The sequence below is a fragment of the Kitasatospora sp. NPDC058478 genome, assembly GCF_042720345.1.
GTDB lineage: Bacteria > Actinomycetota > Actinomycetes > Streptomycetales > Streptomycetaceae > Kitasatospora.
Genome location: NZ_JBHXML010000008.1, coordinates 88,452 through 110,048 on the forward strand (window position 1 = coordinate 88,452; position 21,597 = coordinate 110,048).

23 protein-coding genes are annotated in these 21,597 nt (G+C 74.1%); 13 read left to right on the plus strand and 10 right to left on the minus strand.

Translation table 11 applies throughout. From position 1 onward, the window contains the following. From ACFWPT_RS06690 to ACFWPT_RS06720, 7 genes are all read left to right on the plus strand, one after another. On the plus strand, positions 1–228 hold the full coding sequence (locus tag ACFWPT_RS06690; RefSeq protein WP_380340998.1) for a hypothetical protein: 228 nt from the start codon (positions 1–3) through the stop codon (positions 226–228). A gap of 37 nt (positions 229–265) precedes the next feature. Next, on the plus strand, positions 266–910 hold the full coding sequence (locus tag ACFWPT_RS06695; protein ID WP_380374973.1) for a GPP34 family phosphoprotein: 645 nt from the start codon (positions 266–268) through the stop codon (positions 908–910). 233 nt (positions 911–1,143) lie between these two features. Then, positions 1,144–2,046 (plus strand): ABC transporter ATP-binding protein, encoded by a 903-nt coding sequence (locus ACFWPT_RS06700; RefSeq protein ID WP_063347469.1) that lies wholly within the window; start codon positions 1,144–1,146, stop codon positions 2,044–2,046. A 45-nt stretch (positions 2,047–2,091) separates the two neighbouring features. After that, positions 2,092–2,841 carry an ABC transporter permease gene (locus ACFWPT_RS06705; RefSeq protein WP_063347468.1) on the plus strand — a complete coding sequence of 250 codons (750 nt, stop codon included), beginning with the start codon at positions 2,092–2,094 and terminating at the stop codon, positions 2,839–2,841. Next, positions 2,838–4,121, plus strand: a complete 1,284-nt coding sequence (locus tag ACFWPT_RS06710; protein ID WP_380374982.1) for a sensor histidine kinase — start codon at positions 2,838–2,840, stop codon at positions 4,119–4,121. Before ACFWPT_RS06705 ends, ACFWPT_RS06710 begins: the two co-directional genes overlap by 4 nt. Before the next feature lie 4 nt (positions 4,122–4,125). Then, the gene (locus tag ACFWPT_RS06715; protein ID WP_208869068.1) at positions 4,126–4,776 is read left to right on the plus strand and encodes a response regulator transcription factor; all 651 of its coding nucleotides are present in this window, start codon (positions 4,126–4,128) and stop codon (positions 4,774–4,776) included. Positions 4,777–4,800: 24 nt separating this feature from the next. Beyond that, positions 4,801–5,709, plus strand: coding sequence for a 1-aminocyclopropane-1-carboxylate deaminase/D-cysteine desulfhydrase (locus ACFWPT_RS06720; protein WP_380374969.1), 909 nt, complete (start codon positions 4,801–4,803; stop codon positions 5,707–5,709). Positions 5,710–5,731: 22 nt separating this feature from the next. On the opposite strand, the gene ACFWPT_RS06725 is transcribed toward ACFWPT_RS06720, so the two are convergent. Beyond that, positions 5,732–7,273: an LCP family protein gene (locus ACFWPT_RS06725; RefSeq protein WP_363370020.1), complete on the minus strand. Its 1,542-nt coding sequence runs from the start codon at positions 7,271–7,273 to the stop codon at positions 5,732–5,734. Positions 7,274–7,411: 138 nt separating this feature from the next. Then, positions 7,412–7,876, minus strand: coding sequence for a MarR family winged helix-turn-helix transcriptional regulator (locus ACFWPT_RS06730; RefSeq protein ID WP_380374967.1), 465 nt, complete (start codon positions 7,874–7,876; stop codon positions 7,412–7,414). Positions 7,877–7,981: 105 nt separating this feature from the next. Here ACFWPT_RS06730 and ACFWPT_RS06735 point away from each other — a divergent pair, with 105 nt between their 5' ends. Together ACFWPT_RS06735 and ACFWPT_RS06740 are read left to right on the plus strand one after the other, a co-directional pair. Beyond that, positions 7,982–9,007, plus strand: coding sequence for an NADP-dependent oxidoreductase (locus ACFWPT_RS06735; protein ID WP_380374965.1), 1,026 nt, complete (start codon positions 7,982–7,984; stop codon positions 9,005–9,007). A gap of 351 nt (positions 9,008–9,358) precedes the next feature. Continuing rightward, positions 9,359–9,853, plus strand: a complete 495-nt coding sequence (locus tag ACFWPT_RS06740) for a DUF3145 domain-containing protein (RefSeq protein WP_063347462.1) — start codon at positions 9,359–9,361, stop codon at positions 9,851–9,853. Between the two features lie 106 nt (positions 9,854–9,959). On the opposite strand, the gene fabF is transcribed toward ACFWPT_RS06740, so the two are convergent. The 5 genes from fabF to ACFWPT_RS06765 form a co-directional block, all read right to left on the minus strand. Next, a complete protein-coding gene (fabF, locus tag ACFWPT_RS06745) occupies positions 9,960–11,225 on the minus strand; it encodes a beta-ketoacyl-ACP synthase II (RefSeq protein WP_063347461.1) in 1,266 nt (421 codons plus the stop codon). A 180-nt stretch (positions 11,226–11,405) separates the two neighbouring features. Further along, a complete protein-coding gene (locus ACFWPT_RS06750) occupies positions 11,406–11,654 on the minus strand; it encodes an acyl carrier protein (RefSeq protein ID WP_063347460.1) in 249 nt (82 codons plus the stop codon). Between the two features lie 82 nt (positions 11,655–11,736). Then, complete coding sequence (locus ACFWPT_RS06755; protein WP_350878134.1) at positions 11,737–12,768, minus strand: beta-ketoacyl-ACP synthase III; 1,032 nt, start codon at positions 12,766–12,768, stop codon at positions 11,737–11,739. Continuing rightward, the gene (locus ACFWPT_RS06760) at positions 12,765–13,715 is read right to left on the minus strand and encodes an ACP S-malonyltransferase (protein ID WP_380480082.1); all 951 of its coding nucleotides are present in this window, start codon (positions 13,713–13,715) and stop codon (positions 12,765–12,767) included. The genes ACFWPT_RS06755 and ACFWPT_RS06760 overlap by 4 nt, the downstream gene beginning before the upstream one ends. A 90-nt stretch (positions 13,716–13,805) precedes the next feature. Continuing rightward, positions 13,806–14,981 (minus strand): CdaR family transcriptional regulator, encoded by a 1,176-nt coding sequence (locus ACFWPT_RS06765; RefSeq protein WP_063347457.1) that lies wholly within the window; start codon positions 14,979–14,981, stop codon positions 13,806–13,808. Positions 14,982–15,209: 228 nt separating this feature from the next. On the opposite strand from ACFWPT_RS06765, the gene ACFWPT_RS06770 reads away from it, so the two are divergent. Continuing rightward, complete coding sequence (locus ACFWPT_RS06770; RefSeq protein ID WP_159398417.1) at positions 15,210–15,986, plus strand: pirin family protein; 777 nt, start codon at positions 15,210–15,212, stop codon at positions 15,984–15,986. 27 nt (positions 15,987–16,013) lie between these two features. Here the strand turns inward: ACFWPT_RS06770 and ACFWPT_RS06775 are convergent, their stop codons facing one another. Then, positions 16,014–16,847, minus strand: coding sequence for a serine hydrolase domain-containing protein (locus ACFWPT_RS06775; protein WP_380480084.1), 834 nt, complete (start codon positions 16,845–16,847; stop codon positions 16,014–16,016). Positions 16,848–16,969: 122 nt separating this feature from the next. Here ACFWPT_RS06775 and ACFWPT_RS06780 point away from each other — a divergent pair, with 122 nt between their 5' ends. Together ACFWPT_RS06780 and ACFWPT_RS06785 are read left to right on the plus strand one after the other, a co-directional pair. After that, complete coding sequence (locus tag ACFWPT_RS06780) at positions 16,970–17,446, plus strand: MerR family transcriptional regulator (protein WP_363370032.1); 477 nt, start codon at positions 16,970–16,972, stop codon at positions 17,444–17,446. Positions 17,447–17,547: 101 nt separating this feature from the next. Beyond that, positions 17,548–18,561, plus strand: a complete 1,014-nt coding sequence (locus ACFWPT_RS06785) for an aldo/keto reductase (RefSeq protein ID WP_380374956.1) — start codon at positions 17,548–17,550, stop codon at positions 18,559–18,561. Between the two features lie 52 nt (positions 18,562–18,613). Here ACFWPT_RS06785 and ACFWPT_RS06790 read toward each other — a convergent pair whose 3' ends face one another. After that, on the minus strand, positions 18,614–19,192 hold the full coding sequence (locus ACFWPT_RS06790; protein ID WP_380480087.1) for a TIGR03086 family metal-binding protein: 579 nt from the start codon (positions 19,190–19,192) through the stop codon (positions 18,614–18,616). Positions 19,193–19,293: 101 nt separating this feature from the next. On the opposite strand from ACFWPT_RS06790, the gene ACFWPT_RS06795 reads away from it, so the two are divergent. Next, positions 19,294–20,277 (plus strand): helix-turn-helix transcriptional regulator, encoded by a 984-nt coding sequence (locus ACFWPT_RS06795; RefSeq protein ID WP_380480089.1) that lies wholly within the window; start codon positions 19,294–19,296, stop codon positions 20,275–20,277. A gap of 20 nt (positions 20,278–20,297) precedes the next feature. Here the strand turns inward: ACFWPT_RS06795 and ACFWPT_RS06800 are convergent, their stop codons facing one another. Next, a complete protein-coding gene (locus ACFWPT_RS06800) occupies positions 20,298–21,512 on the minus strand; it encodes an alpha/beta hydrolase (protein WP_380480091.1) in 1,215 nt (404 codons plus the stop codon). Positions 21,513–21,597: the final 85 nt, after the last annotated feature.

Sequence of the window (21,597 nt, forward strand, 5' to 3'; positions counted from 1 at the left end):
TTGGCGACGGAGCGGAAGAAGATCCTGCTGCGACTGGACCCGGCGGTCCACGACGCACTGGCCCGGTGGGCCGCGGACGAGCTGCGCAGTGCCAACGCGCAGATCGAGTTCCTCCTTCGCCGTGCCCTCAGCGACGCGGGCCGGATGCCCGGCGACGCGGCCCGTCTTCCCCGGCGCGGCCGACCGCCCAAGGAGAACCCGCAGACCGGCGGTTCCGACGCCGGATGAACGGGCCCATCCACCGTCCATCTGCTTGGAGTCCATCGTGGACCTGCCCATCACCCTGCCGGAGAAGCTCTACCTGCTCGCCTACCACCCCGAGCGCGAGCGGCTCACCGCCACCGCCAGGCTCGACCTGGTGCTGCGGGCCGCCGCGCTCGCCGAACTCCTGCGGCGCGCGCTGATCCGCGACGACGGCCGGCACCCGGCCGCCGTCGACGGCGCGTCGGCCGACGGCCTCGACCCGCTCTCCGCCGCGATGCTGGAGCAGATCCGGCAGGGCCGGCGGCGCAGCTGGCAGAGCTGGGTCGGCCGCCGCCAGGGCCCGGCGGCCCGCGCCGCGCGGGTGGTCCGGGACGGGCTGGCGACGGCCGGGCGGATCCGCCTCGAACAGCGCCGCACGCTCGGACTGTTCCCGTCCACCCGGGTCGTCCTGCCGGAGCAGCGGCTGCGCAAGTCGCTCGTGGCATCGGTGGGTTCGGCGCTGAAGGCGCCGCTCAGCCGGGTCGACCCGGCGGACGCCGCGCTGGTCGCGCTGGTCGACGCTGCCCGGCTCGGAGCCGTCCTGACGTGGCGCCAGAGCCGCGAGTTCCGCACCCGGATCGACAAGCTGGCCCCCGCCGCGGGCCCCGTCCCGCGCGCCCTGCGCCGGGCCATCAGCACCCGCAACTCCGATGTCGCGTTGGTCTGACCCACCCGGTGTGATCCGCAAGACAGGCCCGGTCGCCGACACGGCGGCCGGGCTTCCCGCGTTCCGGGCCCGCGCCCGTGCCCCATCCACCGATCGGTTGATCCGCCGTCCACCGCGCCCGCCCGCAGCTCTGACCGTCCGGTCGATCCGCGGCCGGGGCCCCGCGCGGGAAGCTCGTTGCAGGCCGGAGGAACCGGCCGGACCAGCGGGGACGAGCGGGAGGGAGCGGCGCGATGGCCGTGATCGAGGTGGCGGGGCTGCGCAAGGCCTACGGGCGGCGCCAGGTGCTGGAGGAGGTCTCCTTCGGCGTGGAGCGCGGCGAGGTGTTCGGCCTGCTGGGGCCGAACGGCGCGGGCAAGACGACCGCCGTGGAGTGCTGCGAGGGCCTGCGCCGGGCCGACGCGGGGACGGTCCGCGTCCTCGGCCTGGACCCGGTGAAGGACGCCCACCGGCTGCGGCCGAGGATCGGCATCCAGCTCCAGCAGGCCCAGTTGCAGGGCGCACTGCGGGTCGGCGAGGCGCTGGAACTGTACGCCGCGCTCTACCCGAACCCCCGGGACTGGCGCGAGCTGCTGGACGAGTGGGGGCTCGCCGACCAGCGCCGGACCCCGTTCGACAAGCTCTCCGGCGGCCAGCGCCAGCGGCTGTTCATCGCCCTCGCCCTGATCGGCAACCCCGAGGTGGCCTTCCTGGACGAGCTGACCACCGCGCTCGACCCGCAGGGCCGCCGCGACACCTGGGAGCTGATCCGGCGGATCCGCGACGAGGGCGTGACGGTGGTCCTGGTCTCGCACTTCATGGACGAGGTCGAGGCGCTCTGCGACCGGGCCGCCGTCCTCGACGGCGGACGGATCGTCGCCACCGGCACCCCCGCGGAGCTGATCGCCCGCTCCGGCACCGGCGGCACGCTCGGCTTCCGCCCCACCGGGCCGCTGGACACCGCCCGGCTGGCGGCCCTGCCGGGGGTCACCGGGGTCGAGGAGCGGGACGGCCGGGTCGAGGTCTCCGGCGTCGGGGACTTCGCCGACGAGGTCACCGGCCTGCTCGCCCGCGAGGGGATCGTCGTCACCGGGCTGCGGATCCGCGAGCACAGCCTGGACGACGCCTACCTCGCCCTGACCCGCCACGACGCCTGACCCTCCATCACCGCGCCCATCACCACGCCCGAGGGGACCACCACCGTGAACCACACCGCCCACGCCGTCCGCCGCCTGGCCGTCGCCGAGGCCCGCCTGTTCCTCCGCGACCCGCTGACCGCCTTCTTCGGCCTCGCCTTCCCCGTCGTGCTGTTCCTCGTCCTCGGCTCCGTCCCGGCCCTGCGCAAGACCTCGCCCGACATGCACGGCATGAGCACCATCCAGCTGTACGCGCCGATCCTGGCCGTCTTCACCCTGCTGCTGCTCGGCCTCAACGGCCTGCCCTCGCTGCTCGCCGCCTACCGCGAACGCGGCGTGCTGCGCCGGATGTCGGCCAGCCCCGTCCGCCCGGCGCTGCTGTTCGGCGCGCTGCTGCCGCTGTACCTGGGCGTCGCCGTCGTCTCGGTGCTGCTGGTGGTGGCGGCCGGGCCCCTGCTCGGGGTGTCGCTGCCGCGCCGGCCGCTGGGGTTCCTGCTGGCCTTCCTGCTGGCTGCCGCCGCGCTGCTGTCGATCGGCCTGCTGCTCGCCGCGGTCGTCCCGTCCGCCAAGGCCGGCAACGCGGTCGGCGCGCTGGCCTTCTTCCCGATGATGTTCTTCTCCGGGATCTGGCTGCCGCGCGAGTTCTCGCCGGCCCTGCTCAACCGGATCGGGGACTTCACCCCCAGCGGCGCCGCCGTCCAGACCTTGCAGGACGCCTGGTCCGGGCACTTCCCGCACGCCGTGGGCCTGCTCACACTCGCGGCGTACGCGGTGCTCGCGGGGGCCGCGGCTGCCAGGCTGTTCCGGTGGGAATGATCATGCGGCCGTCGGCCGACGAGAACGCGCTCGGCGACTGGCAGGACCGGCTGGACCGGCTGATCGGCCCGCTCTGCTACGTCGCCCTGCTGATCGCCACCGCCCTGGCCCTGCTGATCCCCGTCCCGAACGCGCGTCCCGCCGCCGCCGTCCTCCCGGCGGCGGCCGCCGCGTTCCTGTGGCTGGTCCTGCGCTCGGTGCTCGACCGCAGGCCGGGCCCGGACGGCCGCGCCCGGTACGCCGGCGCCCACTTCGCCGTCCTGCTGGCGCTGATCACCGTCCTGGTGCTGGACAACCCGATCTTCGGCTTCTTCGCCTTCACCGGCTACCTGCACGCCGCCCAGTACCTGCGGGGCCGGGCCCGGATGGCGGGTGCGGCCGTGGGCACCGTCCCCACCTCGCTCTCCCAGGTCGGCGGAGTCCTGCCCGACAGCCCGGCGAAGGTCGGCGGACTGCTGGCCGTCGTCGCCTTCAACCTGATGGTGGTCGGGCTGATGTTCGCGCTCAGCGAGGCGGCCGACCGGCTGAGCGCCCGCCGCAAGGCCGCCAACGCCGAACTCGCCGAGGCCAACCGGCTGCTCACCGAGACGCTCGCCGAGAACGCCGGACTGCACGCCCAACTCCTCGTCCAGGCCCGGGAGGCCGGGGCCGCGGACGAGCGCCGCCGGCTCGCCCGGGAGATCCACGACACCGTCGCCCAGGGCCTGGCCGGGATCGTCACCCAGCTCCAGGCCGCCGACCAGACCCGCGCCCAGGACGCCGCGGCCGCCGAGCGGCACCAGGCGAACGCGGCGGCCCTCGCCCGGGAGAGCCTGACCCAGGCCCGCCGGGCCGTCCACGCGCTGCGCCCGATCGAACTGGAGCGGGCCGCGCTGCCGGAGGCGCTGGCGGAGCTGGTCGAGCAGTGGCGGGAGCGCAACGACGCGGCCGCCGGGCTGACCGTCACCGGCGAGGCCCGCCCGCTGCACCCCGAGGTCGAGGTGACCCTGCTGCGGATCGCCCAGGAGTCGCTGGCCAACGCCGCCAAGTACGCGCGGGCCTCCCGGGTCGGCGTCACCCTCTCGTACATGCCCGGCCTGGTCACCCTGGACGTCCGGGACGACGGCGTCGGCTTCGACCCGGCCGCCGAGCCCGCCTCCCGGGCCGCCGGCGGCGGCTACGGTCTGGACGTGATGCGCCGCCGCGTGCAGCGCCTGGCCGGGCGGCTCGACCTGGAGACCGCACCGGGCGCCGGCACGACCGTGTCCGCGACCCTGCCGGCGATCAGCATGGAGGAGTAGCACCGTGAGCGACGCGACGACGATCAGACTGCTGTTGGTGGACGACCACCCGGTGGTGCGGGACGGGCTGCGCGGGATGTTCACCGCCGCCCCCGGATTCGAGGTGGTCGGCGAGGCCGGGGACGGCGCCGAGGCGCTGGTCCTGGTCGCCGCGCTGCGCCCGGACGTGGTGCTGATGGACCTGCGGATGCCGCGGATGGACGGCGTCACCGCGATCCGCGAGATGGCCGAACGAGGCCTGCCCGGGCGGGTCCTGGTGCTCACCACCTACGACACCGACGCCGACGTGCTGCCCGCCGTCCGGGCCGGCGCCACCGGCTACCTGCTCAAGGACGCCGCCCGGGAGGAGCTGTTCCACGCCGTCCGGGAGGCCGCCCGCGGCGCCTCGGTGATCGCGCCGACCGTCGCCGCCAAGCTGCTCGGCCAGGTCCGCGCGCCCGTGCGGGAGCCGCTCAGCCCGCGCGAGCTGGAGGTGCTGGAACTGGTCGCGTCCGGGGCCACCAACCGGGAGGCCGCCGCCCGGCTGTTCATCAGCGAGGCCACCGTGAAGACCCATCTGATCCACGTCTACGCCAAGCTCGACGTCAAGGACCGCGCCTCCGCCGTCGCCGCCGCCTACAACCTGGGGCTGCTCACCCCGACCGGCCGGCCGTAAGACCGACCGGTCTAAGCTGGCCGGATGCTCGAACCCGCCCTGCTGCCGACCCCGCTGGTGGACTGCACCGACGAGGTGTTCGCGCGGGCCGGGGTGGAGCTGCGGCTCAAACGGGACGACCTGCTGCACCCGAGCGTCCCGGGCAACAAGTGGCGCAAGCTCGCGCCCAACCTGGCGGCCGCCGTCGCCCAGGGCCACACCCGGCTGCTGACCTTCGGCGGGGCGTACTCCACCCACCTGCGGGCGGTCGCGGCGGCCGCCGCGGCGCTCGGCCTGGAGAGCGTCGGGCTGGTCCGCGGCGAGGAACTGGCCGACCGGCCGCGCAACTGGTCGCTGCGGGCGGCCGAACGGGCCGGGATGCGGCTGGAGTTCCTGACCCGCGCCGAGTACCGGGAGGCCACCGGCCGCGCCGCCGCCGGCACCACGGCCGGTCCGCAGGGGCGCTGGGGCCCCTGCCTGGTGCTCCCGGAGGGCGGCTCCAACGCGCTGGCCGTGACCGGCGCGGCGGCGATCCCGGCCGAACTGCCCGACCTGGGCGGGCACGACGTGGTCTGCTGCCCGGTCGGCACCGGCGGCACCCTGGCGGGCATCGCGGCCGGCCTGCCGCCGGGCGCGCGGGCGCTTGGCGTGGCCGTGCTGCGCGGCGGCGAGGGCTACCTGGAGGGCGAGGTCACCCGGCTCCACCGGGCCGCCTACGGCCGGGAGTTCGACAACTGGCGGATCGACCACGCGCACCACGGCGGCGGCTACGGCAAGGTCCCGGCCGAACTGGCCGCCTTCGCCGAGCGGTTCGAAGCCCGCCACGGCATCCCGCTGGAACGCCGCTACGTGGCCAAGCTGCTGGCCGCGCTGACCGGCCTGGCCGCCGCCGGAGCCTTCCCCCGCGGCACCCGGCTCACCGCCGTCGTCACCGGCCTGCCCGACCCGGAGTAGACCCGGATCGGGCCGGAACGGCTCATCCGAAGGTCAGGTCGGCGCACGGGTCGGTGTCGGCGCCGCGGGTGTTCTCCGCTATGCCGGTGGGCACCCCGCTGGGCACGCCGCTCGGGTCGGCGGTGGCGGGGGCGGAGGACTTGGCGCCGGGGCCGCTGCCGACCGCGTCCAGCTTGGTGGCGGGGCTGGGCCGGTAGTCGCGGCCCAGGGTGACGGTGATGCCCTCGGAGCCCGGCTCCTCGACCGCGCGCGCCCCCGGGAAGAGCGCGGCCACCTGGTCGGCGGCGGCCTTCAGGGCCGGGTCGTAGCTGATCTCGGTCTGCATCCGTCCGCCGGCGGGCTTGCCGAGCGTGACGTTCTGGAAGCCCCGGGCCCGCAGCGCCTCCCCGCCGGAGGTGGACAGGCCGGGGGTGCCGACGCCGTTGACCACGAGTACGGGGGCCGCGGCCTGTTCGGGCGTGAGCGGTGCGGACGGGCCGGCCGAGGCTCCCGGGGTCGCGCCGTCGGGGCCGGGGGCGGTGGGGGAGGGCGCCGGGGTGTCGGTGCCGGAGGTGCTCTGGCCGTCCAGGGTGCGGTCCTCGCGCAGCAGCCGCCACAGCGTGTTGGCGTCCGGCTGGACGAGCTGGACGCGCTCGCCGGCGAAGCGCCAGGGCGCGGTCACGAAGGTGATGTCGGACAGCTTGATGTCCTGGAGCGAGCGGGCGAAGTCCACCAGCTTCATCGCGGTGCCCAGCCCCTCGTCCACGGTGAGCGAGCGGGTGGCCGCGTCGGCGAGCGGGAGCAGCGTGGGCAGGGAGAAGCCCTGGCCCTGCACCTTCTTGATCATCGAGGAGACGAAGGCCTGCTGGCGCTTCATCCGCCCGATGTCGGAGTTGTCGCCGAAGCCGTAGCGGGCCCGCAGGTAGTCCACGGCGGGCTGGCCGGAGAGCTTCTGCATGCCCTTGCGGAGGTGTATGCCGTGCGAGTCGACGTTGTTGGGGACGCAGACGTCCACGCCGTTGATGGCGTCGGCCATCGCGGCGGCGCCCTTGAAGTCGACCACGATGGTGTGGTCGATCCGCAGGCCGGTGAGCGTCTCGACGGTGTTCTGCGTGCAGGCCGGGTTGCCCTTGGGGAACTCGCCGATGGTGAAGGCCGAGTTGAACATCTGGTTGTTCCGGGGCGTGGTCCAGGTGCCGCTCGGCAGCTTGCAGGACGGGATGGTGACCAGGGTGTCCCGGGGTATGGAGACGCCGACGGCGTGCTTGTGGTCGGCGTAGACGTGCACCAGCATCGCGGTGTCGGAGTGGCCGACGCCCTCGTCGCCGCCGCCGATCGCGCTGTTGCCGTCGTCGCGGGTGTCCGAGCCGAGCACCAGGATGTTCACCGGCAGTTGGGCGCCGGGGGTGACCGGGGCGGGCGCGGGCGGGCGCTCGGTGGCGACGCCGCCCGGGTCGAAGGTGGTGATGTTGTTGTCCAGCCGGTGGTAGAACCAGGCCCCGGCGCCCACGACGGACAGCACCAGGACGGCGGCCAGGCCGATGGCTGTCCGCAGGTAGCGGCGCCTGCGCGTGCTGCTGCCCATCCTCCGTGTCCCCCCGTCTTTCCGTCTCTCGTGTTCGATGTTCGAACATTAGACGTTTCGACGGGCTGTTCGGTTACCTCTGCCGGCGGCCCGGATTTCGCTCCGGGGCTGTGATGCTGATCACGCCCCGGATGCCGGTCACGCTCCGGGGCCGGCGGCGCCGGTGAGCATCCGGCGGAGCAGGTCGCGCAGGACGGCCCGCTCGTCGTGGCCGAGGGCGGCCAGCGGCTCGCGGGCGAAGTTCAGCGATTCGCGCAGTTCCTCGGAGGCGGTGGCGCCGGTGCCGGTGGCGGCGACCAGCTTGACCCGGCGGTCCTGCCGGTCGGCCTCCCGGGTGACGAAGCCGCGGGCTTCGAGCCGGTCGACGATGCCGGTGATGTTGGACGGCTCGCAGCTGAGCGTCTGGGCGATCTGGCGCATCGGCATGGGGCCGCGGCGCAGCAGGGCGAGCACCTTGGCCTGGGCGCCGGTGAGCGAGCGGGCGGCGGCGGCCTCCTCGTACTCGCGATGGAACAGCGCGACCAGGTTGGCCATCAGATCGACGACCTCGCGGGTGATCTCGTCGGACTGCGGCGTGGCGGCCCGGGTCGACTGGGTGTCCATGTCCGAGAGTCTACCTGAAAAGTTGACAACATGAACCTTTCATGCCCATCGTTACTTCAGTAGCTCAACCTTTCATGCATCGGAACCACCTAAGGAGCGCCTCCCATGGCAGAGCAGGCCGCACCCGCGACCGCCCGTGAATGGCACCTCGCCGCCCGACCCCAGGGCTGGCCGGTGCCGACCGACTTCGCCCTGGTCGAGGCCCCGGTCCGGACCCCGGGCCTGGGCGAGATCCTGGTCCGCAACGCCTTCCTCTCGGTGGACCCGTACATGCGGGGCCGGATGAACGACGTGAAGTCCTACGCCCCGCCGTTCCGGCTCGGCGAGGCCATGGAGGGCGGCGCGGTCGGCTACGTGGTCGCCTCCGGGGCCGAGGGCTTCGCCCCGGGTGACGCCGTGCTGCACGGCCTCGGCTGGCGCGAGTACGCCACCCTGGACGCCCGCCACGCAGTCAAGGTCGACCCGGCCGCCGCCCCGCTCTCCGCCTACCTCGGCGTGCTCGGCATGCCCGGCCTGACCGCCTACGCCGGGCTGCTCGCCGTCGGCGGCCTCAAGAAGGGCGACAAGGTCTTCGTCTCCGGCGCGGCCGGCGCGGTCGGCAGCATGGTCGGCCAGATCGCCAAGCTCAAGGGCGCCTCGCTGGTGGTCGGTTCGGCCGGCTCGGCGGAGAAGGTCGCCAAGCTGGTGGACGTCTACGGCTACGACGCCGCCTTCAACTACAAGGACGCCCCGGTCCACGAGCAGCTGGCGCAGGCCGCCCCCGACGGCATCGACCTCTACTTCGACAACGTCGGCGGGGACCACCTGGAGGCCGCGATCGGCGCGCTCACCGTGCACGGCCGCGCCGTGCTCTGCGGCGCGATCGCCCAGTACAACGACACCACCGCCCCCGCCGCCCCGCGCAACCTGGCGCTCGCGATCGGCAAGCGGCTGCGCCTGGAGGGCATGCTGGTCAGCGACCACGCGGCGCTGCAGTCGCAGTTCGTCGCCGACGTGGCCGGCTGGCTGACGTCCGGCGAACTGCGCCACGAGGAGACCGTGGTGGACGGCTTCGAGCGCACCGCGGACGCCTTCCTCGACCTGCTGCGCGGCGTCAACACCGGCAAGATGGTGGTCCGCCTGGACGGCTGACCCTCAGTCAGCTCGCTGACCGCCCCGCCGCCCCCACCGGGCGCGCGGGGCGGTTTGCGTACGGGCGCAGGGGAATCGGTCGCACTACCGCATTCCGGCCGGATCCGAAAGTGCGTCATCCACGGTGCGGGGCGGCGCGGTACGGTGGGTCCCGCCTGGCGATGGGGCCGTTCGGGGGAGAGATCCGGCCGAGGGGTAGACCTCGTTGAGGATTCGACTAGCATTGAGCGAAAGCCTGTCCGTTTTGCTCAATTTAGTAGCTTAATGTCGGCTAGCGTGGGTAACTGTGGATCAACTGCAGGCACGAGGCAGCTGGGGAAGGCGACCCTCGTCCACAGCCTGGAGGTCCCGGTGACGACACGTGGAGTTCTCTACATCCACTCCGCGCCCCGCGCGCTGTGCCCGCACGTCGAGTGGGCCGTCGCGGGGGTGCTGGGTGTACGGGTGAGCCTGGACTGGATCCGCCAGCCGGCCTCGCCCGGACACTGGCGTGCCGAGCTTTCCTGGCAAGGGGAGCCCGGTACGGCCTCGAAGGTCGCCTCCGCACTGCGCGGCTGGCAGCTGATGCGGTACGAGGTCACCAGTGAGCCCTGCGCCACGGCGGAGGGGGAGCGGTACAGCAGCACGCCCTCGCTCGGCATCTTCCACGCCGTCACGGGCATCCACGGCGACATCCTGATCCCCGAGGACCGGCTGCGCGCCGTCCTGCTGCGGGCCCGCAGCGAGGGGGCCGACCTGGAGGCCGAGATCTCCCGGCTGCTGGGCAAGCCCTGGGACGACGAACTGGAGCCGTTCCGCTACGCGGGCGAGGGGGCACCGGTGCGCTGGCTGCACCAGGTGGTCTGAGCCGGCGGGCGCACGACGCACGAGAGGGGCCGGCGAGCGCCGGCCCCTCTCGGTGCGTTCGGACCAGGTGCGTACCGAGTCGGTGCGTACCGGGTCGGTGTGCGGACTAGCGGGAGCGGAAGGCCAGCACCACGTTGTGGCCGCCGAAGCCGAACGAGTTGTTCAGCGCCGCGATCCGGCCCTCGGGCAGCGGGCGGGCCTCGCCGCGCACGATGTCCGCGTCCACGTCGTCGTCCAGCTCGTCGACGTTGATGGTCGGCGGGGCGATCCGGTGGTACAGGGCCAGCACGGTGGCGACGGTCTCGATGCCGCCGGCGCCGCCCAGCAGGTGGCCGGTCATCGACTTGGTGGCCGAGATGGCGATGTGGTCGAGGTCGTCGCCGAGCTCCTTGCGCAGCGCCTTCAGCTCGGCGGTGTCACCCTGCGGGGTCGAGGTGGCGTGCGCGTTGACGTGCACGATCTCGGCCTTGTCCAGGGTGTTGCGGTCGAACAGGTCGGCCAGCGCGCGGGCCACGCCGGCGCCGGTCGGCTCGGGCTGGGCGATGTGGTGGGCGTCCGAGGACAGGCCCTGGCCCACGGCCTCGCAGTAGATCCGGGCGCCGCGCGCCTCGGCGTGCTCGACCGACTCCAGCACGACCACGCCGGCGCCCTCGCCCAGCACGAAGCCGTCCCGGCCCTTGTCGTACGGGCGGGAGGCGCCCTCGGGGTCGTCGTTGTTCTTGGACATCGCCATCATGTTGGCGAACGCGGCGATCGGCAGCGGGTGGATCGCCGCCTCGGTGCCGCCGGCCACCACGACGTCGGCGCGGCCGGTGCGGATCATCTCGATCGCGTAGCCGATCGCCTCGGCGCCGGAGGCGCAGGCGGAGACGGGGGTGTGCACACCCGCGCGGGCGCCGACCTCCAGCCCGACGTTGGCCGCCGGGGAGTTGGGCATCAGCATCGGGACGGTGTGCGGGGAGACCTTGCGGGCGCCCTTCTCCTTCAGCACGTCGTACTGGTCGAGCAGGGTGGTCACGCCGCCGATGCCGGAGGCGATGACGGTGCCGAGGCGCTCGGGGGCGAGCTTGGAGGAGTCGTCGGTGGCCGGCGTCTCGTAGCCGGCGTCGGCCCAGGCCTCACGGGCGGCGATCAGCGCGAACTGGGCCGAGCGGTCCAGCTTGCGGGCCAGCGGCCGGGGGAGGATCTCGCCCGGCTCGACGGCCGTGCGGGCGGCGATCTTGACGGGCAGCTCGGCGGCCCACTCCTCGGTCAGGGCCGCCACTCCGGAGCGTCCTGCGACCAGGTTCTCCCAGGTGGTGGCGGCGTCGCCGCCCAGCGGCGTGAAGGCGCCGATACCCGTGACGACCACGGTACGGTTTTCAGCGGTCACTGGTTCTTCTTCTCTCACGATCGTGGGGTCGGCGGCGAGCCGAGGAAGGGCCCGGCCGGGCGCCCGGTGGGGCGTCCCGGCCGGCGGGTCGGCCAGGCTCGGGGGAGCCGGGCCGACGAGTCAGCCGTCCGAGGCGTCGAGAACGCCGGACGTGCTGGAGGGATCGAACGGGTCGATCGCTCAGGCGGCGGCGTTGGTGAGGATGTAGTTCACCGCGTCGCCGACGGTCTTCAGGTTCTTGACCTCGTCGTCCGGGATCTTGACGTCGAAGCGCTCCTCGGCGGCCACGACGACCTCGACCATGGACAGCGAGTCGACGTCCAGGTCGTCCGTGAAGGACTTCTCGAGCTCGACGTCCTCGGTCGGGATACCGGCGATCTCGTTGACGATCTCGGCGAGACCTTCCAGAACCTCGTCCTTGGTAGCCATACTGGCTGCTCCTCTTCGGTGTTGAACGCGTCCGACCGGCGGCCGGACACAGGCTTTGCGGAATGAGTGGGGCGAAACGCGCCTAGGGGAGCGTAACGACTGCCGCGGCGTACACGAGACCCGCCCCGAAGCCGATGATCAGTGCGAGGTCGCCGCTGCGGGCCTCGCCGCTCTCCAGCATGCGCTCCATCGCCAGCGGGATGGAGGCCGCGGAGGTGTTGCCGGTCTCGGCGATGTCGCGGGCGACCGGCACCGAGTCGGGCAGCTTGAGCGCCTTGATCATGGCGTCGGTGATGCGCATGTTGGCCTGGTGCGGGATGAACGCGCCGAGCTGGTCGGCGGTGACCCCGGCGGCGTCCAGCGCCTGCTGGGCCACCTTGGCCATCTCCCACACCGCCCAGCGGAAGACCGGCTGGCCGTCCATCCGCAGGGCCGGCCACTTGGCCTCCTCGCCCACGCCGTTGACGGCGTCGGGCTTGGCGAAGGCGGTGTCCCAGGCCTGGGTCTGCGAGATGACGTCGGACTGCGAGCCGTCCGAGCCCCAGATCAGCTTGCCGATACCGGGCGTGTCGGACGGGCCGACGATCGCGGCGCCGGCGCCGTCGCCGAAGATGAACGCGGTCGAGCGGTCCGACTGGTCGGTCAGGTCGCTCAGCCGCTCGACGCCGATCACCAGCACGTACTCGGCGCTGCCGCCGCGGATCATGCCGTCGGCCAGGCCCAGGCCGTAGCCGAAGCCCGCGCAGGCGGCCGAGATGTCGAAGGCCGGGGCGGTGCCGCAGCCGAGCCGCTCGGCGATCTCGGTGGCGATCGCCGGGGTCTGCTTGAGGTGCGAGACGGTCGCGACGATCACGCCGCCGATCTGGTCCGGGGTGATCCCGGCCTGGGCGATGGCCTTGCCGGAGGCCTGCACCGACATCTCGGCGACGCTCTCCTCCGGGCCGGCCCAGCGGCGCTCGGCGATCCCGCTGCGGGTGCGGATCCACTCGTCCGAGGAGTCGATCCACTCCAGCACCTCGGCGTTGGGGATCACCCGGACCGGGCGGTAGCCGCCCACGCCGAGGATGCGCGCGTACTGCGCGCCCTCGGACGGGCGGATCTGCGGCTTCGTCATGCCTGGGTCTCCTGATCCTGACCGCCGTGCTCCGCGACGAGTGCGCGGGCCTTGTCCAGGTCGGCGGGGGTCTTGAGGGCAAGCGTCGCCACACCCTTGAGGTTGCGCTTGACCAGTCCGGTGAGGGTGCCCGCGGGGGACAGCTCGATGACGGCGGTCGCACCCAGCTGCCCGAGGGTCTCCATGCAGAGGTCCCAGCGGACCGGGTTGGAGACCTGCGACACCAGGCGGGTGAGCACCTCGGCGCCGGAGGCCACGACCTCGCCGTCCTTGTTGGAGACGTAGCGGACCTGCGGGTCGGCCACGGTCAGCGTCGGGGCCAGCGCGGCCAGCCGCTCGACACCCGGGGCCATGTGCTCGGTGTGGAAGGCGCCGGCCACCTTCAGGGCGACCAGCTTGGCACCGGCCGGCGGGTCCGCCTTCAGCGTCTCCAGCTGGGCCAGCGTGCCGGCGGCGACGATCTGGCCGCCGCCGTTGTTGTTGGCCGCGGTCAGGCCGTGCTCGGCCAGCTTCGCCGCGACGACCTCCGGGTCGCCGCCGAGCACGGCGATCATGCCGGTCTCGGTGACGGCGGCGGCCGCGGCCATCGCCCGGCCGCGCTCGCGGACGAAGGTCAGCGCGTCGTGCGCGCTCAGCACCCCGGCGCCGACGGCGGCGGTGATCTCGCCGACGCTGTGGCCGGCCACGGCGCCGACCAGCTTGCGGGCGACGTCCTCGTCCGGGAACAGCTCACGGGCGGTCATCAGACCGGCCGCGACCAGCAGCGGCTGGGCGACGGCGGTGTCCTTGATCTCCTCTGCGGAGGCCTCGGTCCCGGCGTGCACCAGGTCGAGCCCGGCGACCTCCGACCAGCCGCGGAGGCGGTCGGCGACACCGTCCAGCTCCAGCCAGGGGCTGAGGAAACCGGGGGACTGGGCACCCTGTCCAGGGGCGACGATTACGAGCACGGTTCAACCCTCTCTCGCCAGGCGCCCAGGGGCGGGTAGGCGACGGTAACGAAGAAAACCATCCGGGATTGTAAGGTCCCTACAGGCGGTTCAGCTCGGCTCCCCGGCCGCGGTGAGTCGGCCGAGGGCGAGTGCGATCCGCAGCGTGAACGCCGAACGCACGTCGGACGGGGCGTACCCCGTGACGTCGGTCACACGTCGTAGCCGGTAGCGCACCGTATTGGGGTGGACGAAGAGCATCCGGGCGGCGCCCTCCAGCGAAGAGGCCTGCTCCAGGTAGACGCTCAGCGTTTCCAGCAGCGCCGAGCCGGCTTCGTCCAGCGGTGTGTAGATCTCCTCCACCAGCTGGCGGCGGGCGGCCTGGTCGCCGGCCAGCGCGCGCTCGGGCAGCAGGTCGTCGGCCAGCACCGGGCGGGGCGCGTCCGGCCAGGCGGCGCAGGCACGCAGGCCGGCCGCGGCGGCGTGCGCCGAGCGGGTCGCCGAGAGCAGGTCCGGCACGGTCGGGCCGACCACCACCGGGCCCGGCGCGAACTGGCCGATCAGCGCCCGGGCCGCGTGCACCGGCTCCTTGTCGCCGCCGACCACGACCACCAGGCGCTTGCCCAGCACCCCGGTCAGCACGTGCAGCTTGGCGTACCGGGCGGCCCGGCGGATCGCCTCGACCACCAGCTCGCTGTCGCCGTCCGGGGCGCTGCCCATCACCACCCGGACCTGGCTGGGCTGGCCCCAGCCGAGCGCCGCGGCCCGCGACAGCACGCCCTCGTCCGCGTCGCCGGACAGCAGCGAGTTGACCACCAGCGCCTCCAGCCGGGCGTCCCAGGCGCCGCGCGCCTCGGCCGCCTGGGCGTACACCTGGGCGGTCGCGAAGGCGATCTCCCGGGCGTAGACCAGCACCGACTCGCGCATGTCCGCCTCGTCGCCGGGGGCGGCCACCTCCTCGATGGCCTCCTCCATCACCTCGATCGTGGTGCGGATCAGCTCGACGGTCTGGCGCAGGGTGATCGCCCTGGTCAGCTCGCGCGGGGCGGTGCCGAAGACGTCCGTGGAGATCGCCTGGGCGGCGTCCGGGTGGCGGTACCACTCGGTGAAGGCGGCGATGCCGGCCTGGGCGACCAGGCCGATCCAGGAACGGTGCTCCGGCGGCATCCGCCGGTACCAGCCGAGCTGGTCGTCCATCCGGGAGATCGCGGCGGTGGCCAGCTTGCCCGAGGACTTCTCCAGCCGCTTGAGCGTCGCGGCCCGGCGCTCGGCCCGCTCGGCGGCCATTCTGCGCTCCTGCGCGGTCAGGCGGGGCGCCGCCCGGCCGGGGCGGTCGCGGCCGGCCCTGGGGGCCGGGCTCTTCCCGGTCGGCTCGGCCGTGGGACTGGGTTCGCTCTTGGAGTTCGCGGAAGCGGCTGGCACAAGGACAAGACTGCCTCACGTGGGTGACTGCTCGTGCACACCCCCCGGTGCAGCGGCACGGTGGTGCCGGTCACACCCACTACCGTGGGGCCCGTGACAGACGACGCCGCCCGCCCCCGCGCCGACCTGCGCCGCACCGCCGAGCGCTACCTCTCCACCCCGGCCGAGGGCGTCGAGACCCGACACGCGTTCTCCTTCTCCGGCCACTACGACCCGAAGAACACGCACTTCGGCGCGCTGCTCGCGTGCAACGAGGAACTCCTCGCCCCCGGCGCCGGGTACGAGGAGCACAAGCACCGGGACACCGAGATCCTCACCTGGGTGCTGGAGGGCGCGCTGGCGCACCGGGACTCCCAGGGGCACGGCGGGGTGGTCCGCCCGGGGATGGTCCAGCACCTCGGCGCGGGCTCCGGCGTCACCCACACCGAGCGCAACGTCGGCGGGGCCGCCGGCCCGGTCCGCTTCGTCCAGATGTGGCTCCAGCCGGACGTGTTCGACGCGCCCCCGGCGTACGGGCTGCGCAAGGTGGAACCGGCCGACGGCGGGTTGACGCTGCTCGCCTCCGGGCTGGAGCGCGACGCCGGGACGGACGCCCTGCGGCTGCGCCGCGGCGACGCCGCGCTCTGGCTGGCGACGGCGGGGCCGTGGCAGCCGCTGCCCGCACTGCCCGAGGCCGCCTGGCGGTACGCGCACCTGACCGCCGGCTCGCTCGGCTACCGGACGATCCCGGGGCCCAAGGGCGGCGGCCGCTCGATGGCCCCGGGCGACAGCGTGCGGATCACCGGCGACGCCTTCGCCGACCCGACGGCCGGCGAGACCGGCGCCGAACTCCTGCTCTGGGAGATGCACTCGCCGGTCTCGTACGGCTAGGTCCTGGCCTTTCAGCCTTTCAGTCGTTCAGCTGTTCAGTTCGGCCAGGACCGCGTCCGAGCAGGCCGGCCAGACCTCGGCGGCCCACGGGCCGAAGTCCCGGTCGGTGAGCGCGACGCAGGCCACGCCGGCCTCCGGGTCGACCCACAGGAAGGTGCCGGACTGGCCGAAGTGGCCGAAGGTGGCGGGCGAGTTGGCGGTGCCCGTCCAGTGCGGGGCCTTGCCGTCGCGGATCTCGAAGCCGAGACCCCAGTCGTTCGGCCGGCGGTGGCCGTAGCCGGGCAGCACGCCGCTGGTGCCCGGGAAGGCGACCTCGCGGGTGGCCTGCCGGACGGTGGACGGGTCCAGCAGCTTCGGGGACTGGAGCTCTGCGGCGAACCGGACCAGGTCCGCGACGGTGGACAGGCCGCCGGCGCCGGCCGGGGACTTGTGCGCGGTGTTCAGCAGGGTGTCGTGCATGCCCAGCGGCTCGAACACCGCCTCGGCGGCGTACCGGGAGAACTCGATCCCGGCGGCGTCGGACAGCGCCCGCGCCAGCGCGTCGAAGCCCGCGTTGGAGTACAGCCGGCGGTTGCCGGGCTCGGCGAACACCCGGTCCTCGTCGAAGCCGAGGCCGGAGGTGTGCGCGAGCAGGTGGCGGACGGTCGAGCCGGCCGGCCCGGCCGGGTCGTCCAGCTCGAAGACGCCCTCCTCGACCGCGACCAGCACCGCGTACGAGGTGAGCAGCTTGGTCACCGACGCCAGCGGGAACAGGTGCTGCTGCGGCCCGTACGTGCCCAGCACCGCGCCGTCCGCCCCCCGGACCACCGCCGCCGCGGCGTGGGGCACCGGCCAGTTCTCGATCATCCGCAAGCTCTCCATGCGCCCGACTCTAACGAAGGCCCGAAAACGGGTGGCGGGAGCACCCGGGTGCGAGGCTTGCTTGGAGTGCACTCCAACTCGATAGCGTCGTCGTCACCGCTCACCACAGGGGGTAACCGATCATGGCCACGCTCGCACCCGTCCAGCTCGACCTGCGGACCTGCGCCGACGTGTACCAGCGCCCGGTCGGCGATCCGGACCGGACCCCGCGGCACACCATCAGCGAGGTCGCCGTGGCCAGCGGGCTCACCGCGCACACCCTGCGCTGGTACGAGCGGATCGGTCTGCTCGACCCGGTCGACCGCTCCGCCAGCGGCCAGCGCCGCTACTGCGACGCCGACCTGCACCGGCTGGCCTTCCTGGGCCGGCTGCGGCTGACCGGCATGCCGATCGCCGACATGCTCCGCTACGTGGAGCTGGCCCGCGAGGGTGAGCGGACCTACGAGGCGCGGCGCCAACTGCTGGTCGACCAGCGCGAGGAGGTCCGCCAACGGGTCGCCGACCTCCAGGCCACCCTCGCCGTCCTCGACTACAAGATCGACCTGTACTCCGGCCGGATCGCCGCGTCCGACGAACCGGCCGTCCGCCGCCACGAGTAGCCGCCATCAGCACGCCGCACGCGGAGCACGCCGCACGTGGAGTACGCCGCACGTGGAGTACGCCGCACGCATGCGCCGCACGCAGAGGAAGAAGCAGAGCGATGACCGTTCCCGTCCTCCCCACCGCCCGACTCGGCACCGACGGCCCGTTCGTGGGCGTCCAGGGCCTCGGCTGCATGGGCATGAGCGACTTCTACGGCCCGACCGACCGGCCCGAGGCGCTCGCCACCCTGGACGCCGCCCTGGAAGCCGGCGTCACCCTGTTCGACACCGCCGACGCCTACGGCTTCGGCCGCAACGAGGAGCTGATCGGCCCCTTCGTCCGCGCCAACCGCGACCGGGTGGTGCTCGCCACCAAGTTCGCCGTGGAGCGCAAGGAGGACGACCCGAGTCACCGCGGCATCCGCAACGACCCGGCGTACATCCGGGCCGCCGTCGACGCCTCGCTGCGCCGCCTCGGCGTGGACGAGATCGACCTCTACTACATGCACCGCCGCGACCCGGCCGTGCCGCTGGCCGACTCGGTCGGCACCATGGCGGAGCTGGTCCGGGCCGGCAAGGTGCGCCGACTGGGGCTGTCCGAGGTGACGGGCGCCGAACTGCGCGAGGCGTACGCGATCCACCCGATCGCCGCGCTGCAGTCCGAGTGGTCGGTGTTCGCCCGGGACGTCGAGCGCACGGCGGTGCCGGCCGCGGCCGAACTGGGCGTCGCCTTCGTGCCGTACTCACCGCTCGGCCGGGGCTTCCTGACCGGGGCGTTCCAGGCCGCCGAGCAGCTCGCGGCGGACGACGTCCGGCGCACCCAGCCGCGCTTCACCGGCGCCAACGCGGCGGCCAACGCCGAACTCCTGGCGCCGCTGCGGGAGATCGCGACGGCCCGCGGGGTGACCCTCGCGCAGGTCGCGCTGGCCTGGGTGCACCAGCGGGCCGAGGTGCACGGGCTGACCGTCGTGCCGATCCCCGGCACCCGCAAGCGCAGCCGGCTCGCCGAGAACACCGCGGCCGCCACGCTGCGGCTCACCGCCGAGGAACTGGCCCGGCTGGAGCCGGTGGCGGGCGAGGTGGCCGGGGACCGCTACCCGGACATGCGCTTCACCCAGGTCGGCCGGGAGTAGCGGCGGTGGGGGAGCGGCCGCCCGGGCCGCTCCCCCCGTCCCGGGCGCCTGCTCAGACCTCCCGGCCGAGCCAGGCGGCCAGCCGGGTGTGCACGTCGGCGTCCGGGGCGACCGGCCGCACCTCGCCGAACGGGACCGCCCCGCCGCGGTGCTCGGCCGACAGGACGGCCTGGGCGACGGCCAGCGCGGCGTGCGCCAGGGCGTCGTCCAGCGGCTGCCGGGAGCCGAGCGCCCGGGAGATGTCCCAGGTGTGCGCGACCGTCTCCATCAGGTAGCCGCCGACCGCGATCCGGCCGGGCACCACGCCCCAGGGCGCGTGGGCCGGGCGGTCCAGCGCGGCGTCGTCCGCCCAGGCCGCGACGGCCCGGGCGCGGGCCCGGTCCAGCGCGCCCGGCCAGGCGTCGTCCGCCAGGTCCCCGGTGGCGGCGACGACGTCCTCGGCCCGGCCGCCCTCGCCCAGGTAGGCGAACCGGTGGATGCCGCCGACCACGTGGCTCAGCAGCTCCCGCAGCGTGAACGCGCTGCACGGGGTGGGCCGGTCGAGGACGTCCGGGGTGATCTCGGCGAACAGCTTCTCCAACTGGCCGAGGGCGAGCAGGTACTGCGGGCGGGCGTCCTGGACGGAGTTCACGTGGAATCAGCTCCCTGGGGTGGTGCGGGCTTTCGGTCTCGAACGGCAATCTCCCAGTAAAACCTGACAACCGCCGTCAGGATTGCTGGGATTCTGCTGCCATGAAGGCCGACCGCCTGCTCTCCATCCTGCTCCTGCTCCAGACCCGCGGCCGGGTGCCCGCCACCGAACTGGCCGGGCGCCTGGAGGTGTCCGTCCGCACCATCTACCGCGACGTGGAGTCGCTCTCCACCGCCGGCGTGCCGGTGTTCACCGAACGCGGCCGCCACGGCGGCATCAGCCTGCTGCCCGGCTACCGCACCGACGTCACCGGACTGACCGCGGACGAGGCCCGGGCGCTGTTCGTGCTCTCCGCCCAGGGCGCGCACAGCGACCTCGGGCTGGACGGCGCGCTCGGCTCGGCGCTGCGCAAGGTGATGGCCGCGCTGCCGGCCCCGCACCGCCCGGCCGCCGAGCGGATCACCGAGCGGATCCTGGTCGACCCGGCCCGCTGGCTGCAGAGCGGCCCGGCGGCCGGCGCCGCGGCCGGCCCCGAACTGGGCGAGCTGCAGTACGCGGTGTTCGCCGACCGGCGGCTGCGGCTGAGCTACCGGCACAGCGGCACGCCGGCGCCGGTGGAGTACACCGTGGACCCGTACGGGCTGGTGAGCAAGGCCGCGGTCTGGTACCTGGTGGCCGATCTGCACGGCGAGCCCCGGCTGTTCCGGGCCGACCGGGTGCTGGCCGCCGAGACCACCGACGAGGCGGTGCGCCGCCGCGCCGGGGTGGGGCTCGGGGACGCCTGGGCGGTGCTGCGCGAGCAGGTGGAGCGGCTGCCGAAGGAGCTGCCGGTCCGGGTGCGGGTGCGGCGCGGGCGGCTGGACATGTTCGTCCGCATCCACGGCGGCCGGGTCACCGCGCCGCCGCCGGAGGCGGGCGCCGGGCCGGCCGAGGAGTGGGTCGAGGTGGCGATGGTCTTCCCGGCGCCGGCGGCCGTCCGCGCGCTGCTCGCCTTCGGCGCGGACGTCGAGGTGCTGGCCCCGCTCGCGGCCCGCCGCGAGCTGGCCCGGGCGGCGGCGGACGCCCTGCGGCTGTACCAGGAGTAGGGCCAGCGGTAGGTCGGGCTCTAGGAGTTCGGGGCGGGGCGGACGACGTCCTGGTAGTGGCCGAGCGAGATCGCCGCGAAGTTGTGCAGGCTGTCGGTGCCCTCGGTGAAGTAGCCGTTGTGGCCGGCCGCGCGGGCCGAGGAGATCTGCTCGGCGCCGAAGCCGCCGGCGGTCGGGTCGGCGCCGTGGCCGAGGCCGCCGACCTCCAGGTACGGGACGTTGCCGATCCAGTCGGTGGGGTTGCGGGTGGCCCAGACGTGCACGCCGGTGCCCAGCTCGCTGGTGCTCTGCACGCCCATGCCGGGGCTGCCGAACACCATCAGGTCGGTGATCCCGGAGGTGTCGGAGGGCGAGGCGGCCGCGCGTGGGATCTCGGGGGCGGCGTTGCCGCAGACCACGGAGCCGTACGAGTGGCAGAGCAGGGCCGGGGGCGCGTCCGGCCGGGTGGTCTCCTTGAGCCCGGCGAGCAGCCGCTGCAGCCGGGGCGCGCCGACGTCGGCGAGCCGGGAGGTGACGGCGTCCGGGCCGAGGCCGGACGGGGTGACGTAGCCGGTCCAGGCGATCACCGCGGTGCGGGTGTTCGGCGCCTGCCGCTGCTCCTCGGTGTGCAGGGCGCGGGCCATGCCGGCCGGGGAGCGCAGCGGTTCGGGGGCCTGGTCGAAGTGGCCGAGGTCGGCGTCCGAGCCGGGGACGACGACGGAGATCCGCTCGGCGTCGGCGAGGTCGCCCCACACCTCGGTGATCAGGCCGCGGCCGCGCGGGTCGAAGGCGAGGATCTGCCGGTCGGGGCCGAGCAGGTGCTCGACGTCGTTGGCGCGGGAGACGGCCAGCTCGCGGGTGTCGGCGTCGAGCTTGCGGTCGGCGGCGCGGGCCCGGGCGCTGTCGCGTTCGGCGGCCAGCGCGATCTTGTTGGCGCGGTAGCGCAGGTCCAGCGGGGCGCCGTCGAAGTTGCCGACGACCAGTGGGTAGTCCCGGATCAGCCGGTCCAGCTCGGTGGGGGCGAGCGAGGCGAAGAACGCGGCGGCGGCGGCCGGGGTGGTGGTGGCCGGGTCGGGCAGGGTGCGGTCGAAGCTGTGGTCCTGGACCCAGGCGGCGCTGCCGGCCGGGGGTGTGGAGATCGCCAGCTGCTCGGTGGAGGCGGCCGCCTGGGCCGCCGCGGCGCCGGCGTCGGCGAGCACGGCACAGCCCGCGAACGCCCCGATCAGTACCCGCTTCCAGCGCCGACGGTTGCGCACCGCACCAACTCCCTTAGGGCCCGTCACCGTTTCTCGGGCGGTGCCCGGAGGTGCGATGAGACTGCCTGCTTCCCTGCGCAAGCGT